The 17004-nt window shown below is 56.6% G+C and carries 15 protein-coding genes; 8 read left to right on the forward strand and 7 right to left on the reverse strand.

Going from position 1 to position 17004, the window contains the following annotated elements:
• Nucleotides 1–31: 31 nt before the first annotated feature.
• From F1728_RS10940 to F1728_RS10955, 4 genes are all read right to left on the reverse strand, one after another.
• Nucleotides 32–1702 carry an FAD-dependent oxidoreductase gene (locus F1728_RS10940; RefSeq protein WP_155364134.1) on the reverse strand — a complete coding sequence of 557 codons (1671 nt, stop codon included), beginning with the start codon at nucleotides 1700–1702 and terminating at the stop codon, nucleotides 32–34.
• 76 nt (nucleotides 1703–1778) lie between these two features.
• Nucleotides 1779–2168 carry a hypothetical protein gene (locus tag F1728_RS10945; protein ID WP_155364135.1) on the reverse strand — a complete coding sequence of 130 codons (390 nt, stop codon included), beginning with the start codon at nucleotides 2166–2168 and terminating at the stop codon, nucleotides 1779–1781.
• Between the two features lie 24 nt (nucleotides 2169–2192).
• Nucleotides 2193–2666 (reverse strand): DUF1569 domain-containing protein, encoded by a 474-nt coding sequence (locus F1728_RS10950; protein ID WP_145438859.1) that lies wholly within the window; start codon nucleotides 2664–2666, stop codon nucleotides 2193–2195.
• Between the two features lie 82 nt (nucleotides 2667–2748).
• A complete protein-coding gene (locus tag F1728_RS10955) occupies nucleotides 2749–3129 on the reverse strand; it encodes a gamma-glutamylcyclotransferase family protein (protein ID WP_194242774.1) in 381 nt (126 codons plus the stop codon).
• Between the two features lie 251 nt (nucleotides 3130–3380).
• Here F1728_RS10955 and F1728_RS10960 point away from each other — a divergent pair, with 251 nt between their 5' ends.
• From F1728_RS10960 to F1728_RS10985, 6 genes are all read left to right on the forward strand, one after another.
• Entirely contained in the window at nucleotides 3381–3809 is a 429-nt protein-coding gene (locus tag F1728_RS10960) for a hypothetical protein (protein WP_155364137.1), read from the forward strand.
• Entirely contained in the window at nucleotides 3809–4855 is a 1047-nt protein-coding gene (locus F1728_RS10965; protein WP_155364138.1) for a hypothetical protein, read from the forward strand. The genes F1728_RS10960 and F1728_RS10965 overlap by 1 nt, the downstream gene beginning before the upstream one ends.
• On the forward strand, nucleotides 4852–5658 hold the full coding sequence (locus tag F1728_RS10970) for a hypothetical protein (protein WP_155364139.1): 807 nt from the start codon (nucleotides 4852–4854) through the stop codon (nucleotides 5656–5658). The genes F1728_RS10965 and F1728_RS10970 overlap by 4 nt, the downstream gene beginning before the upstream one ends.
• The gene (locus F1728_RS10975) at nucleotides 5655–5999 is read left to right on the forward strand and encodes an NADH-quinone oxidoreductase subunit K (protein ID WP_155364140.1); all 345 of its coding nucleotides are present in this window, start codon (nucleotides 5655–5657) and stop codon (nucleotides 5997–5999) included. The genes F1728_RS10970 and F1728_RS10975 overlap by 4 nt, the downstream gene beginning before the upstream one ends.
• Nucleotides 5992–7872, forward strand: coding sequence for a hypothetical protein (locus F1728_RS10980; protein WP_155364141.1), 1881 nt, complete (start codon nucleotides 5992–5994; stop codon nucleotides 7870–7872). Before F1728_RS10975 ends, F1728_RS10980 begins: the two co-directional genes overlap by 8 nt.
• A gap of 66 nt (nucleotides 7873–7938) precedes the next feature.
• Nucleotides 7939–9549 (forward strand): hypothetical protein, encoded by a 1611-nt coding sequence (locus F1728_RS10985; RefSeq protein WP_155364142.1) that lies wholly within the window; start codon nucleotides 7939–7941, stop codon nucleotides 9547–9549.
• Here the strand turns inward: F1728_RS10985 and F1728_RS10990 are convergent, their stop codons facing one another.
• Entirely contained in the window at nucleotides 9550–12174 is a 2625-nt protein-coding gene (locus F1728_RS10990; RefSeq protein ID WP_155364143.1) for a carboxylesterase family protein, read from the reverse strand.
• A gap of 326 nt (nucleotides 12175–12500) precedes the next feature.
• Between F1728_RS10990 and F1728_RS10995 the strand changes: the two genes are divergently transcribed.
• A complete protein-coding gene (locus F1728_RS10995; RefSeq protein ID WP_155364144.1) occupies nucleotides 12501–13469 on the forward strand; it encodes a YHYH protein in 969 nt (322 codons plus the stop codon).
• A gap of 73 nt (nucleotides 13470–13542) precedes the next feature.
• On the opposite strand, the gene F1728_RS11000 is transcribed toward F1728_RS10995, so the two are convergent.
• Complete coding sequence (locus tag F1728_RS11000; protein ID WP_228030657.1) at nucleotides 13543–14130, reverse strand: RNA polymerase sigma factor; 588 nt, start codon at nucleotides 14128–14130, stop codon at nucleotides 13543–13545.
• 309 nt (nucleotides 14131–14439) lie between these two features.
• Nucleotides 14440–15315: a prolipoprotein diacylglyceryl transferase gene (lgt, locus tag F1728_RS11005; protein WP_155364145.1), complete on the reverse strand. Its 876-nt coding sequence runs from the start codon at nucleotides 15313–15315 to the stop codon at nucleotides 14440–14442.
• 192 nt (nucleotides 15316–15507) lie between these two features.
• On the opposite strand from lgt, the gene F1728_RS11010 reads away from it, so the two are divergent.
• Complete coding sequence (locus F1728_RS11010; protein ID WP_155364146.1) at nucleotides 15508–17001, forward strand: hypothetical protein; 1494 nt, start codon at nucleotides 15508–15510, stop codon at nucleotides 16999–17001.
• Nucleotides 17002–17004 lie beyond the last annotated feature (3 nt).

A 17004-nucleotide genomic window follows, 5' to 3' on the forward strand; every position in this document is an offset into this window, starting at 1 on the left:
GTGTGGGTTTCCAGATTATGGACCAGGAAAATTATTCAAACAACTCCGGTCGGGCGAAGCGTTGCATGAGCATGCCGCCGGTGAGATTGTGGACGTTCTCGAAACCCGACTGCTGCAGGATCCGGGCGGCGATATAAGCCCGCATCCCGGAATGGCAGACGGTGATGATCGACCGCGACGTATCGAGTTCATCCAGGCGACCGCGGAGTTCGTCGACGGGAATGTGCGTAATCTCGGGGAAGCGGAACGTGTCAACTTCCTGTTGGGAACGGACATCGAGAATCTGATATCCAGAGAGGTCGGCATCGACTTCGATGATGCGGGTCAGTTCATCCAAGTCGTTGCAGGCGACGAACGCCGCCATGTGTACCGGGTCCTTGGCCGAACCGAAGGGCGGAGCATAACAGAGGTCGACGCCGGCCAGATCGCGGACGGTGCCTTTAAACTTCATCGCGGTGGCGATCACGTCGATACGTTTATCGACACCTTCACGACCGACAGACTGGGCGCCCAGGATCCGCCCTGTTTCGGGATCGTAAGTCAGCTTGAGAAACAGCTGCTGAGCGCCAGGGAAATAGCCGGCGTGATGTTTGCCGACGATGATAATGGAACGATTCTTACTCTGACTACGTTCCGCGAACTTTTTACTGAGACCCGTGACCGCTGCGGTGATGCCAAAGACACGGACAATGGCCGTTCCCATGGGGGCGATCATCGGGTCGGCCGACGTGCTCGCGGCATGTTGACCGGCGATACGACCGGCGCGATTCGCGGGACCGGCGAGCGGTATGCGCTGGGGTGTTTCCAGAACGCCGTGCTGATATTCGACGGCATCACCGACCGCGTAAACGTCCGGATGCGATGTCTGCATGAAGTCATTCACGGAAATTCCGCCCCGTTCGCCGATGTCAATCCCTGCAGCCTGGGCGAGTTCAATCGCCGGGGACACGCCGATCCCCAGAATGACCAGATCCGCAGCGATCTGCGTTCCGTTACCGAGTTCGACTCCGGTGGCTGTGTTGTTTTCAGTCTGAATCGTATCGACGGCTGTTCCCAGATGCACCTTGATGTCGTGATCGGTCAGTTCGTTCTGAACCAGGCGAGCCATTTCCGGATCGAGTGGAGGCAGGACCTGGGACTGCAGTTCGACCAGATCTGTCTCCAGTTTCAGATGATGCAGCTGTTCCACCATCTCCAGCCCGATGAAGCCGGCCCCCACGACGACCGCTTTCTGGCAGCCATGCTCCGCGATAAAGGCCTTGATGGCATCTGCGTCGTTCAGATTACGGAGTGTGAATACATTCTCGGATTCAATGCCCGGCAAGGGGGGCGTGATCGGAGCCGCACCGGTAGAGAGAATCAGCCGATCCCAGGGCTCTTCGCTCACCTCACCTGATTCCCGATTCAGAACCGAGACGGTTTTGTTTTCGACGTTGACTGATTGCACCAGGTGCCGGGTACGGACATCGATGTTAAAGCGTTTTCGAAACAGCTCGGGTGTCGCGACGAGCAGCTTGCTGCGTTCGGTGATTTCCTCGCCGATAAAATAGGGTAGACCGCAGTTGGCGAAAGAGACGTATTCGTCTTTCTCAAACAGAATAATTTCCGCGCGTTCATCGCAGCGACGTGCCCGGGCTGCAGCACTCGCGCCCCCCGCGACTCCTCCGACGACGATGATTCTGTTTCCCTGCGACTCTGCCATTGCATCCCTTTCCGGTCATTCACTGTGTGTCATTAGATCACTGCAGCGGCATTATAGACGCCGCGGGCGGATACCTCTACTGACAGGCCATCACGATTGCGATGAAGCCGCCCACAAGCCAGAACGCACAAAGCCCCACGCAGAAAAAGATCGAGCCAACGATCCAGCGTATTGAACAGGCACAGGCCAGAGACAGAGCCGGCAGGGCGGTACAGATTCCCAGTGCATAAATGGGAAACTGAAACACGAAGAAGCCGAGGATATCGGGAAAGTGCTGGCAGCCATCAGTCGAGAAAGCCAGCATGAGCAGAATCATCAATCCGGTGCCCGCGGCTGTGATGTAAGATGCGGTGAGCAGACAGAAGGCGAGCAGCAGACGCTTGAGCAGGCTCCAGCTGCGGAGTCGTTCATCGAATGTTTTCGGTCGTGCGGGCTCAGGTGGGAGAGAATTCGGTTCGTCGTCCACGTCGATCCTCGATGGGGTGGGAGTTCAGGCTTCCGGTTCGGCGATGAAACTCATGTGCAGCTCAGCGTGTCGACGATGCAGCAGATCCCACTCTTCACGGGTCAGTTCCTCCAGAACGGGACTGGGGTGACGCTGCGATTCGTTCTGGAGACGGTGAATCGCCTGCAGCAGATGATCAAGCCCCGCCTGGTCTGCGACTGGATCTGGAAGGAGGACTCTGCCGGCATCCCCTTTCAATTTGAAACCGGCGGGCATGCCTTTCTTGAAAATCAGTGGTTTGAAGATCCACTTCGAAATCTTGCGCAATGGCCAGGCAGCGGTGAAGTCGAAGCCATCCAGAGAGCCATCCATCAATCGTGCCAGATGATCATAGATCTGGCCCTGCGACCAGTTTCCCGTGGTAGGGGCACCAGCAGCATGGAGACGTTGTGCGTCGTCAGCAATTTCCTGTAATGACGCATAAGATACGGTTCTGCGGGCTTTGGTCGGCGCAGACATGACGGGTTCTCCAAAAGCGATTTGAGTCAGCAGCGCTATTGTGAGGCGCTGAACGAAAAATCACAAGCGTCTCCCAGGAAATTCAGGTCTGTCGGGTCCAGCAATCTCCCAGACGGGGCAGCTGCGAGACATCATGCAGATAGAAGTAAGCATGCACTCCCGTGGAAATCAGCGGCGACTCGAGTTCAATGCTTTCCCGGGCATAGAGTTGTTCGGCAACCCCTTCGACTTCATCAAGGAGTTCCAGCCCCCGTGCATCCACGCGCCACAGTTCGCCCTGAATGCGGATGCCTGTGGTGTTGTCTTTCACCAGTGCGGGGTACGCGCCACAATCATAGAGTGCGTAATGGGGCGCGGTGCATGCTTCTTCCAGAAACTGCTGATCAGACAGAAACGGAGCCCGACAGAACCCCCGCTTGAGAGTACCGTAGACGAAGATCAGAGTCTGTGATTCATCATTCATGCCAGTGTCTTCCCGGATGGAGCGGGATCTCATTCAACCGGTGCTAACAGATCCGCATGCTCGACCGGTAGCATTGTTGGCAGGTCGGCGTCTACTGTAAAGTGGCGGCGCACATTCATTTCCTGAATTGGAAGATTTGCAGGATGCGAGTCGCTTCGCTTCGTCCTCGATTTCACTTAAAATTGGTGTCTATCAACAGTTCGGTCACCTGCGTTCCCGGCTGCTATTCCGCATTTCGTCGAAAGTCCACCATGGATTGGTTCACCTTTCTGATATTACTGCTGACTGCTTCGCTGACGGCGCTGGCTGTCTGGTGGGCCATTCAGAAATGGTTTCGCGTCGAGTCCGAATCAATCGTCGAAGACTCAGCATCGATTGCCGGCAGTTATGAAGCACCTCAGCACGCGCTGTACTGGAACTTTACGACCGTATTGATTGCCGTCTGTATTCTGCTGCTGGTACTGGGAATCAGTGTGCAGACAACCTCACTGCGGGATCCGATCACCTGGACTCTGGGAGCGGCCCTGCTTCTGAGCTGGGGAATGGCACTCTGGTCGGGCATGCTGACCGCACCGAAAAAGCCGCAGACCGCTCCGGTGCCCTCTGATCCTGAATTGACGATCTATGCGGAACAGGAATCAGCGTCCGCCGATGATCCGAATCCGACGGAGGCCACCTGATGCTGTGGCAGATTCCCCTGTTCCTGGTTAGCACGCTCGTGTTTCTGTTTATCTCGCTGCTGCTGGCAGAGGCAGCCTGGTCTCCCCTGAATGCCTCTGTCAAAACGCGACTGCAACTCGCAGTGAAGCGGGTTGCCCGTTCCCAGGCAGAGATCACTCAACGGAGCGAACGCTGTCTGCTGCTGTTCTCACTGACCTGCGGTCTGCTGACCATTGCTTTTCTCCCCGGTTATATCACCAACATGTGGTCCATACGGATTGAACCGGTCGAAGCGACCGGGCTCGTGACGTGCCGCTATGCACCGATGATGTATCTGGGATTGTTCTTGCTGCTACAGGCCGCGGGGCATATCAGTCTGGCGGTAACCGAGCGACAGAGGCACCCGCTGTCGGGACTGCTACTCAACGGCTATTTCTGGCTCCCGCTGCTGCTGTCTTTCGCCTCGGTGGCAGCCTATCTCCCCGTGCATGCGGAACTGGAACAGACTACAAGCGGCGCGACATCCACTGTCTGGTTGCTGCTGATACAACCGGTGGGAATGCTGGCGTTGTTCCTGTCCCTGACCGGCCCTGTGATTCTCGTCAATGCCCAGGTACCCAAACCTGTCCGGCCGGTGCAGCACTGGATTCGCGAACTGCATCTCATCAACACCGTCTTCGTGATGTCTATCATCATCCTCAGCCTGACCTGCTTCGGCCCGCGCGAGGAGATGAGCGTGCTACAGATTATCATGCGATTTGGTTTGTTTCCCGCCCTGCCCTTGGTGCTGGTGGGAGTCCATTATCGACTGATCCGTTTTCTGAAACGACGTCCCGTCTATGATCCGGAAGCGATCTGGAAGCTGTTGCTCTGGCTGTCGCTGGTTGCGGTTTCCGCTTCGTTTCTGGCGTTTCATGTGCTGGGTATGTCAGACCATTACATGCATCTGCTGCTCAACTTCAGTCTGCTGGCGATCTGGTGGGGCTTTGTGCTGCCCCGGTTTCCGTTCCCCTCTTCCACGAACGCACATGCGGAAGTGCAGACTGCAGGGGAGGTTCAGCCATGATTGACGAACTGTTATTCTACCTGCCCGGTACCGCGGATAACCTGCTGTTTTTAACACTGGCGGTACTAATTCTACTGATGCTGACCGGCGTGTATGGTTATCTGAATTTAACAACGCATCAGGCACCAGAGACAGCGCCCCGCTGGGGCTGGCCGTTGCTCTCGATCGGGGCACTGCTGATCCTGCTCTACTGGTTCGGCTCTCCCTTCTCTTTTAAAACCGAGGGCAAGGCGGAGTCGCTGCTGGCGTTATTCAGTCCGATTCCCGTGGGTACGCTGGTCATCGTCAGTGGTGCTGCAGCGGTACTCGCTTCGCGAATGAGATGGGCCCTGGCAGCTGCGTCGGTTTCTCTGCTCTCCAGCGGTCTACTCTTCCTTCAGGCTCACATGCCTCCGCTGATGATTCTCAGCTGGCTGACTCTGGGAGGCCTGATCGTGTTGCTCTGCTATCACAACTGCACTGACGAGGAATCACCCGAATCAGTCTCGGCAGAGCAGGACGAAGAGGGCGCGTTCCGCGAACCGCTGCTTGCCTGCCTGGCGTGTGGATTTCTGTTATGTGTCTGTCTGTGGGTGGTCCAGCGGGACTGGGGGCCGGGAGCCGAAGTGACACCCGTACCGAAATCAGAATGGGCCGGGCTCTCCTTACCGGAACTGCTGCCCCGGTTCTTCAGTCAACACTGGCCGACGTTGCTGCTTCTGCTCTGCTTCGTACTACTGGTCTTTGTAGGCATGACCTGGCTGGTCTTTTCCCCGCGGGAGTCCCGCGTTTCACAGACAGAGGAACCGGGAGGGAACGCATGATCCTGTTGCAGGCCACCGCCGTCCTCCACCAGAATTTGATGATCGGGATCATCCTGATCGCAGTCGGCTACCTGGGAATGCTGCTGCAGCGGCATCGCCTGGCGACCGTCTTTTCGCTGCTGATCTGGCTGCAGGGAGCGGGCCTCATGCTGGCGGCCTTTGCAGAGTATCAGGGTTCGCGGGCACAAACGGTGTTTTTTCTGTTCGTCCTGTTTCTGGTGATGCTGCCGGCCGCTGCGCTGGCGGTACTCAGCCTGCGCCGTAAATCACCTGATGCTGAAACCGATGCCCCTGCGGAAACGAAGTCCCCCGTGGAAAGGGGGGCCGGGTCTGGTGGATAGAACAATCACCCTGTTACTGCAACTCGGACTGGTCGTGCCCTTCGTCACGGTGCTGATGTCGGCCCTGGTCGCCTGTCGCATTCTCAAAGGGAATCCGCGCTGGCCCGCACTACTGGGAGTCTCAGTCACGACACTGGTCTCGGTGGTCGCGGCTGGTTACTTCAGTCCCCTGCTGGGAGAACAGTCTTATTCGTTCCCCCTGGTTCGCTGGCTGACGCTTCCCGGCGAAACCTCTCTGCCTCTGGAAATCGGTGTACTCTACGACTCACTGAGCCTGACATTCTATGCGCTGGTCTCGGCAGGCATGCTCTGCGTGCTGCTGTTGAGTCCGCCCGATTCAGCTGAGTCTGCAGATACCGTTGCGCCGCGCTACGGGGGTTTGCTGTTACTGATGGGTTTCTGCGCCACGACTGGCATCATCCTGGCAACGAACTTTCTGCAACTCTTTTTCTGCTGGTGCCTGCTCTCGATGAGTTTGAACCTGCTGCATGAAGTGCACCTGCGGACGACGCTCGCTCCGGAAACGGCACGCCGACACTGGTGGGGCTGGAATGCGCTGGGGGATGGGATGCTGCTGCTGGGACTGTTTCTCGTTCAGACCAATTTCACCAGTCTGGACTTTCTTACGATGCTGCAGCCGGCGGCGTTGACCCAGGTTGCGGAAACCAATCGCACTGCCCTGCCCGGCATCAGCGTGCTACTCTTCTTTGCCGCCCTGCCTCGTCTGAGCCTGTTTCCTGCTTCGGCTCTGCTGGTGAGTCGGGAAGAGAACTGGTCGGCACGTTCGCTGGCCGGGATCAATCTGCTGGCGATGACCGCGGGACTGTTCCTGTTGCTCCGCTGCGCGCCTCTGATTCAGGCAGTTCCTGCGACCCGCACGCTGATGGTGCAACTCGGAACGCTCTCAGCTCTGCTGACTCTGTTTTCCGCTTTGAGCCTGCCTCGCGATGCGCACCCGGATCGCTGTCTGAGCTGGTTGACGGCGACGCTCGCGGGACTAGCGGTCGCGTCGGTGGGACTGGGCCAGGTGGGAACGCTGTCCGGCACACTGGCACTGGTGGTTCTCGAACTTCTGGTCCTGGTGATCCTGATTTTACTGGCAGCCTGGCGAGAGCAGAATGGGATTCCGACCGCAGCGCTGGCGTCTGTTAAGCTCTGCCTGATGCTGTTGATTCTGCTGGCGGTCTGTGGACTAACAGGACTGCTGCCCGCGCTGATCCTGTCCCGCGCCGCGACCGACGATTTACGCGTCAGCTTCTTTATCTGGTTGACCGTACCTGTAGCAGCAGGATATGTCGCAGGCCTGATGCGATTTTATTTTTCGCTGGCGGATTCAAACTCATCATCGAAAACTGGTAAATCCTTCCCGGTGCTCCCTCTGTGGAGTGCGACACTGGGGGTGAGTCTGCTGGGAAGCCCGTTACTGATTCCCTTCCCCTTTGTGCCATCTCTCTGGCCGGGACCTCTGCTGGAAATGCTGCCTCCGCTGTTCGAACATGACTGGCTGATGTGCAGCCTGTTCGGTCTGGCTCTGCTGGTGGCGATGATCCTCACCTGGATGACCGCGGGACGTTCCCATTCTGTCGCGACTACGGAACCGCCGGCTCTGCTGCAGTTAGGACGATCGCATTATTACCTGATGTCGCTGCTGGACCGTGTGTTGATTCAGCCACTCGAGTTGCTGGCCCGCACGGTGTCCCTGACTGAGGAGTGGCTCGTCTCCCGTCTGAGTCGGTTCTCGCTGGAGCGACTGCCGCGGGCCTGGGGCGATCTGCTGCTGCACATGCAGAACGGCCAGGTCACCTTTCCGACATTGATTCTGGTGATGACCCTGTCCGTGTTAATTCTGGTGTTGATGGTGTTACAGATTTAGCGAGATCCGATTCCCCGGTTACGATTATGCCAGGATTGATTTGATTTTTTTGATTGAGCCCCGTTCATGGACCTGTTTCTGAATTCCCTGATTTCGTTTTCGCCTGTACTGCTGGTAATGATGCCAGTCGCCGGGGCCTGCTTTGGCCTGGGCAGCGTGAAACTGGGTCTGGAATTCCATCGCTGGACCGCGTTCTCGAATACGCTCGTCTCCTGTCTGATCCTGGCACTGGTCCTCTTCGCTCCGGAACTGCAGGGAACCGGGGCGACCCGCATTATCTCGATTACGCTCAAGCTGCCGGTACTGAGTACGGCTGGTCCCGACGCCGCCACACCCCGGAATTTTCAATGGGGCCTCGATGCGCTGTCTGCCTGGTTTCTGCTGTTGATTACCTGCCTCTGGCCGCTGTTAGTCTTCTTTTCGAATCGGCTGACGAGGGTCTCCCATCGGCATTACTTTCTGCTACTGATTCTGCAGTCACTGCTGGCGGGGCTGTTGATCTCGCATGATGTGATCAGTTTTGTGACATTCCTGTTTCTGTCAACGGTCTGCACCATCGGTCTGCTCCAGGTCTGGAACGGTTCGCGGGCTCGTTCGGTGCTGGAAAGTACCTTATACCTGCAACTGCTGGGGGACACTTTGATTCTGGCGGGCCTGCTGCTGGCGGCGACGTCGTTTTCCTGGATGCAGGGCGTGCTGCTCGAGGCGCCGCAGGCACTCACGTTTCAGTTTGATGCCTTGTTCCGGGAGAGCAGGAGCGACGTCCGGCTCTACCCACTGGCTGAGGCTTACTGGAGCACCAGTGCCCCGTGGATCCTGTTGCTGTTATTGGCCGGCTTTGCCTGCAAGGGTTTTCTGTTCCCCGCCTATTATGGCATGACCCAGTGGCTGAAACAGCAGACGGCACAGACCGCATCCCCCTCGGTGATGACGGGCTGGTCGCTGATTCTATTATTGATCCTTACCAAGCTGAGCGTCTACGGCATGCTGCGTTGCCTGGTACCGTTGCAGCAGAGTGTGAGTGAGAGCCTGTATTCCCTGCTGGCCTTCTGGGGAATCATTGGTTTTCTGATCACGGCGTTACTGGCGTGTGCCCGTCGGGAGCTGCTACAGACTGTCGTCTGGTTCCTGGTGGGACAGGCGGCCTTAACGCTGACGATTCTCTCTGCCTCTCAAGAAGTCGTTGCTTACTTTGCTGTGTTAAATGTGGTACAGGGGCTGGCTGCGGGAGTGTTGCTGCTGGTCATTCCCTGCCTGTCACTGATACAAGGACATCACTCAGAACGAGTGATGCACTGGCTGGGCTGGCTGTCGTTATTGACGCTGATCGGAGCTCCCGGCCTGGGTGGTTTCACCGCCTGTTTTGCGTTCCTGTGGAGTCTGACCAGCCAGCAGATGCTGCTGGCACTGGGCTATCTGCTGGGAACATTGCTGTTCAACCTGGCGCTGATTCGCGGAGGCTGGCAGCTGTTGACCGTTTCACATTCCGCTCCCGACAAAGCCGACAAAGAAACAGCACCCGCTGAGAAACGGGCGCTGGTCTGGCTGGCGCTGGCTCCAGCCGTGCTCTTGATTGTCAGCCTGGGGATCACGCCGGTTTATCTGCTGGAGCGGACTCTGTTCCCCCTGGTCAGCTATGAGGCCGCCCCGTCTACCGAGGCGGCCGTTGAAGAGTGATCAGTTATCGGCGGCTTCGTAGAGCACGCCTTCCGGATGACCGGCTTCGGGCAGGAACTCGAAATGCGAACCGGAGGCGAGTGTGAAGACATGCAGTTGCCCATCGACTTTGCGTCGATAGGTGAGTGGCATCGCCGCATCAAAGGCATGCGACTCGCCGGGCTTGAGCTTGTACGGTCCGCCCCAGTCACTGTAGGGACTTTTCAGTTCGTATTCGATGTCCTGTTTTGTGCCGTTGGTGATCTTCAATTCGGGTACGGAGAAGGTCGCCAGCAGCTGAGGTGCAGACCACTGGATCTGCTGAATACGATAACGGCCGAAGCCGAGCTCGATGTCGGGGATCTCTGCGACCGAAGCGGGGCCCTGTTTCGTCCAGCCATCCCAGGCCGCCTGGACCAGGGAACGCAGTTTTTCCTGGTCGATGTTCTTCTCCTGCGGTTTGTAATCCGGGGCGAAGCGGGCGAGACCACCAATGCGTGAATCCCCTTCCCAGTCCAGGCGAATGGCCCGTTTCGAGAAGCTCTGGTCGACGATCTCGGGATCGACATCCTGACTCAGTGAAAGTGAGAACTCGGCGTAAGGCGTCCACTGTTTCTCGGAGGCCGATTTTTTGATCGCCATCGAAATCGCCGCCCGGGGAACGACGAAGCGAAAAGGATCGTCGCTGGCGGACTTGGGTTTGTTGCTGTCTTCTACCTGAATCGGTCGCGTGAGTACCAGTTCAGACCAGATCTGCAGTCCGTCGCTGTACTGTTTCAGATCGGGGAAGACCTGCTGCAATGTTTTGCGATCTGCCAGTGGATCGAACGAGTGACCAGGAATATCCAGAACGGGAATCCGCGCGACATCGTCTTTAACCAGCATCTCGGTCAGCGGTTTGAGAATCCCGGGTGCCACGCCGACCTGCAGATCGGTGACCTTGGGAATCTCATCCACGGGAGTTCCGAAGGCGTTGACCTGTTGAACGGTGGCCGGTGGATTGGTCGGATCAAGGGCTGCGACGGTCAGACCGAAATTGAGTGAGACCCCCTGTTTATCGGTGACCACCTCGCGGGGCCAGAGTTTAATCCGCGGCTGATAGACGGGGAGTGGCCAGACGGCATCGACGACCTGGCTGGCTTCGCTGAAGCTGAGCTGCTTTTCGAGTTCTTCCACCAGACCGGGGACGATCGCTTTGACTTCATCTTCAATACGGCCCTTGCTCCCGTAAATACCGTCAATCAGTCCGCTGGAGACCTTTTCAGAAGTCATGCCGATTCCGCGGGTCGAAACGCCCGCCGGCCCGGAGACGTACCAGTTGTCCTGGGGAATCGTGAACCGCGTGCGGATCAGTTTGAGCTTGAGCTGATCCCCCTGAATAAAGGGCCGCACATCGAAACTGAGCCAGACCGGTCTTTGATGACCGATGCTGACCGAGATCGGACCGGCGACCGCGGAATGTCGATTGCCGGTAACGTAGGTGTTGCTTATATAGAGGTTCACATCCTTGATCCCCAGTTGAATGTTCAAGGTGCCGGCAGCGTAGGCTTCCACGGCGGCGCGTTCCAGTGCTCCCTTATAGGAAATCCCGGAGAACTGCACGCTGAAGCTGCGTCCCTGGGCGGTGGTCCAGTCCTGAATGTCGGCGATGCGTCCTTCGAGCATATCCGCGGGAACCATGCTGGGAACCGCATCGGCGAGGGACTGCAGAAAACGATTGCCCAGTCGCACCGAGACAGCGTCGTTGATCATCAGTGCCGGTACGAAGGGAGTTTCACTGTCGACGGCAGCCGGTTGTTTACGATCCGGCTTGACCAGCAAGGGTGCCGCGGGATCAATCAGTTGAGTGGGATTCTGCATCCAGTCGAACAAAGGTTGAGAGTAGGCGACTTTCCAGACATCATGACCGGCCTCGGGAACGAGGGTGAAGCGCGGTTCGCCGCCTGCTTTCTTGACTGCATCGATCATCCGCTGTGATTCTTCCGGCAGGACTACCCGATCTTTGGCACCATGAAACGCCCAGACGGGCACGTCTTTGAGTTGCGCCGCCGATTCGGTTTTACCGCCGCCGGAGAGAGGTACTACGGCCGACCAGCGATTGGGAAAAGCGGCCGCCATGCTCCACGCGCCGTAGCCTCCCATAGACCAGCCGGTCAGGATCTGTTGATTCGAATTGGTTGAGTATTTCTGCAGCACCTGGTTGAGGATCTGCAGGGCCCGTTTGCCGTCGGAGGAGTCGGCCAGCCAGCCTTCGAGCAGACGTTCTTTCATATTCTCTGCCTGCGGGAAGACGGCGATGAAAGGAAATGTTTTTTCCTGCTGTTTGATGATCGGTCCCAAGCCGACCTGAGTCTGTTTGAGTCCGTCGTTACCCCGTTCGCCGGCACCGTGGAGAAAGAGGATGACCGGATATTTCTTCGCAGGGTTATAATCGAGGGGCACGAAGACAACGTAGCGATGTTCGCCGGCGTCATCCTTATAGACGGCATTCACAAAACCGGTTTTCACCGGAGCCGTTTGTGTGGACTCGGGTGTTTTGGATTTGGTTTGAGCCTGTAAAGCGTGGCCTGTCGTCAGGAGGCTGACGCAGCAGACCAGAAAAGCGGTGCGGAACGCAAACAGGAAGCGAGTTCGGAGAGTTTGCATCGGTCAATCCATTTCCAGATTCCGGAGAATCAATGGGACATATCATTCCTTGATTGAAGCGAAATCAGCGCCAGTCGTTTGTGACGGCGACTGCTGACTACTACGTTGATTCTTGTGAGCGCAGGGTGGACTGTCAACAGAACGACTGTCTGTGAGCCTTGGGAACATGTTTTCGGAGAGGCGACACCTGGTTTCATTTTGACAAAAAACAGATCAAAGCCAGTGGATTCCACGGTGCTCAGCCCGTTATTCAAACAGGTGAGAAGAATCCGTGAATTTTTCTGGCGACGAATCGGGCCTGGTGAAAATGAGGTAACCCCTTGAATATGCAACTGCTTACGCTCTGCTGTTTCGCGACGCTCGGATGTGCCGCCCCCCTGTTTGGATATCCACCTCCCGGGTTCGGACCTCCGGGTTTCGGATCCTCGAATACCAGTGCGACGAATCAGGTCAAGGTGGTCATCAAGGGGAACTACCGCTACATCTATTCCAACGGGATTCCGGATCACCAGCCGGGCCGGTTTCCGAATCGGAACAATCCGAATACGATTCGACCGCAGCAATATGAATTTCGAGTGACCATGGAACCGAAGGCGACCCGCAACCCTACGCCTGTATCGCATTCTCCATTTGGAGTCGCCAGCAATGGTGTGGTCTTCGATGCGGCGACTGCGGAGTTCTGGAACCGGAATCGCAGTTCAGGCTGGAACTATGAAGCCAAGTCGGGAAAGATCAATCTCGGATTGGATCAGAGCAATGCCCATGTCCAGCCGACCGGCAGCTATCACTATCATGGTCTGCCGACGGGACTGATTCAGAAGCAGGGGAAAGTGGGAGAAGTCACGCTGATCGGTGTGGCCGCAGATGGTTTTCCAATTTATGCCCAGTTTGGTTACAGCGATGCAAACGATGCTGAGAGCACGGTTCGCAAAATGAAATCGAGCTACCGAATCAAAAAAGGGAATCGACCGAGTGGCCCGCGCGGCAGGTATGACGGGACGTTTGTGGCTGACTATGAATATGTCGCGGATGCGGGTGACCTGGATGAATGCAACGGTCGCGTGGGTGTGACCCCCGAATACCCGGAAGGGATCTATCACTACTACATCACCGAAGATTTCCCCTATATCCCCCGTCTGTGGCGCGGGACGCCGGATCCGAGTTTTATGCGACGCGGCCCCGGACCGGGACAGCGTGGTCCCAGTGGACGACGTGGCTTTGGTCCGCCCCCCTTTGGTGGTCCTCCTCCGGGATTCGGACAGGGCCAGGGATCGGGACGGAGCTTCAGTAATTGAACCAGCAATAGAAACTGTCGGCGCGTAACGTGAGCGTCAGACTGAGTAAGAAGGAGGTGAACTCTATTATGAATTAGAGCGTGCGTGTCCGGGATTTATTTTCCCGCATGCGATTGCGTGCCCGAGTGAGTGTGGGGCCGATCGAGTTTTCCGGGATGTCCAGATCACTGCTGATCTGCTGGTAAGACTTTCCCTGCAGGTGATATTGCTCCACAATCTGAGCGTCTGCCGGAGGTAGCTGGCGAATCATATTCTGGATCTCTTCCTGATCCTCAAGCGCCTGCTGTTGACGGGTCTGTTCGTCGGAGACACGTTCGATGCGCGAAGAGGTGGAGACATGCCCCAGCGCTTCAGCCATCCGTCGCTCGACCATTTTTTTTACAATCACGCGACGGGAAACCACGGTCAGATAAGTGGCCAGGGAACTCTGTCCCCGGAAATTGCGAAGCACACGGTAGTCGTTGGCCAGCAGAACCAGAAAGACTTCGGACAAGAGATCGTCAATGTCGTTGTCGGTCACACGAATACTGCGGGCGTGAGCGGTGTGGTGGATGACGTGTGTAAACAGGCCGATAAACCGGTCTACGAAGTCTTTCCAGGCACCCGGCTCTTCTGCTAAGCAGCGTTTGAGCAAATTTTTATCAATATCCGTGAGAGCCACAAATCGCCTCGATTCATTTTGAACACTGCCGTACTGGCAGCAAGCGAGTTAAAGCCTGCAACTCATTATACACCGATGTCCCACATTCGTGTTGAAAAAAAACGGCTGAATTCAAAATGTGAATTCCGCTCTGGTCATCAGTAGTAAAATCTGAGTATTTGGCACGCGGACTTTACAAGGATCTCTGATTTAAGGCAATACGATCCCGTAAAATATACAAAAGGCCACTTATTTTCAGCCCGCGAGTGTATTTATAGACGTTCTGTGTACACTTTTCTAACAGGACACATACATCCACATTCGCTGTTTTTATGCCTTCGCGGCTGGTTCTCGCGGCGTCTGCAGGGCGATTTCTTCTTCCAGAGGGGGCGCTGGTCTGCGATAAAGCAGGAATACGATGCCGGCAATCACGAGTGGAATACTCAGCATCTGCCCCACACTGAGGGGGAGATTTTCCGCGAATGCTGCCTGACGGAGCTTGAAGAACTCCAGCACAAAACGGGCGGTGAAGACGGTGATGAAGAAGAGTCCGATCAACAGTCCGCGAGGCGTGCGTTCCTTGTACTTCCGGTAAACGAGCAGCAGCAGAACAAAGATGAAGCCGTAACACAGAGATTCGTAAAGCATCACCGGATGACGGGGAATCAGCTTCTCTTCCGGACTGAGTCCGAGCCCATCTCTGAAGACCACAGCCCAGGGAACATCGCTGGCCCGCCCGAGAATTTCCGAGTTAAAGAAGTTACCGATGCGGATAAAAAAGCCGGCCAGCGCAACGGGGATGGCAAGTCGATCCAGCAACCAGAGCAGCGGTTGATCGCGGTGTCTGCGCGAGTAGAGCCAGGCCGAAAGGGTAATCCCGACTGCCGCACCGTGACTGGCCAGTCCCCCATTCCAGATCTGAAGTAAGCGGATCGGGTCGCTGAGATACTCCAGGGGATGATAGAACAGACAGTGACCGAGGCGGGCACCGATAATCGTTCCCAGCACCATGTAAATCAGCAGCGATTCCACATCGTCCAGGTTGCGTTTTTCGGTACGAAAGATCCAGCGAAGCAGCAGATAACCACAGATAAACCCGGCGGTGAAGAAGAGCCCGTAATATCGGATCTTAATTGGACCGACTTCAAACAGCACACGGTTGATGTCCCACTGGAGATAGGCAAGCGTTGGATATACGTGACTCATATTTCCCAAATTCCAAAATGGGGGGATCTGCGATTCAATTCTGTGATTTCAGAACACGGTTAATCTGTTATGATGATCAGACCGAAAGATAGACCATTCTGCCAGTTAAGCCTAGTCCGAATTGATGTTTCCTGCGGTGATGACGCCTGATCACCCCATTCTGACCTTCCCTGCTGAAAGCTGAATCAGACAATGAACACGGTTCTGCCACGCATCATCTCGGGTGCAGTCGCCTGTGCCGCCGGCCTGGCACTCTGGGAGATTGTGGAAATCAAGGGAACAATGCTGGTGGCGAGTTTCTCGCTCTCCACGATCGCTGCTGCCTGTTGCATGCTGGCGGTCGTGATGGGTATCGCCGGCTGCCTGGCTACGAATTATTTCTGGGAAGCAATTCTGCCGGTCCTCGAGCGATTTCTGAAACGACTGTCTGCGCCCTGGCAACAGTTGGATCACTGGAGCGGTAGTCTGCTGCTTTCGTTTTCGTTGATTGTCTATTTTGTCATCATGCTGAATCTGCTGCCTGACCAACCGCTGCCGGAAGGCAATGATCAGGCGGCGTTTCTGACCCAGGCCCGGGATGTGCAGGAAGCGGGCGGTCCGTCTGTATTACTGCAGCAGCTGTTTGCGGGTGAGTATACCGAGGCGAACCAGCACCCGCTCTATGTTGCAATCCTCTCGTACCTGCCCGATTACGAAGCGGGAAAACGTCTCTCGGCGATGCTGGGGCTGGCGGCTTTATTACTGTTCGCATTTGGAATCGCGCGTCGCTACGGAAACCTGGTGGGAGGACTGACAGGACTTCAACTGGCCGTCAATGCCGCCTGGTGCCGACTGACAGGCCAGGTGGTCTGTGAAGCCCTGCTGCTGTTGATTGTCGCTGGCTTGTGGCTGGTTGTGTTGCGTGTCCCCACTGAAGGGACCTCTGAAACGCGTCCACGGTTTCTCTGGGTCGGCATCGGTCTGCTACTGGCTCTGGCCTGGTTGACCAAGGGGACGGCACTGCTGCTACTGTTGGGAGTGCTGTGCTGGCGACTTTCGTATGCGGTCGACTGGCGACGGTGTCTCCCTGCCCGATTCAAAGCGGAGACGACTGAATCGGAAACGGAACCGCGTGTGGGTCGGCTCTCCTGGAAACAGGCGCTACTCAGCCTGGCACTGGTAGTGGGAAGCTTTTTTGTGATCGCGGCCCCCCTGCTGGTTCGCAATGCGCGGGTGTATGGCAGCCCGACATTCAATGCGAATTCGTATCTGCTCTTTGAAGATGAATTCACGGAACCACACGCGTTGATCGAGGAACGGGGATCGCTGGGGAATGCGGTCCGTCACTACTGGCAGACGCATTCCCTCGCGCAGATGATCAAGCGGGAAGTCAAAGGACTGGCGTGGCAGGTTTTTATTTTTCTCCGCAGCCTGGGTCCCTTCCCTTTCCATGAGGGACGACTGTTCTTTGGCGTGCTGCTGCTTCCGTTTCTACTGACGGGACTGCTGACCGAGTCCGGACCGGCGCGGCGATTGTATCTGATCTGGCTCGTGTTGTTCTGGCTGGCGTTCGCCTGGTATCTGCCGATCGCTGCCGGGGAACGCTTCCTGATGCCGCTGCTGCTGCCGACGTTCGCGTTTATCGGTCTGGGACTCGCGCGGGCAGGTCAACTACTGAAAGCGCAACCTGCTGAATCGGGTGAATGAGAC

Source organism: Gimesia benthica (genome assembly GCF_009720525.1).
GTDB lineage: Bacteria > Planctomycetota > Planctomycetia > Planctomycetales > Planctomycetaceae > Gimesia > Gimesia benthica.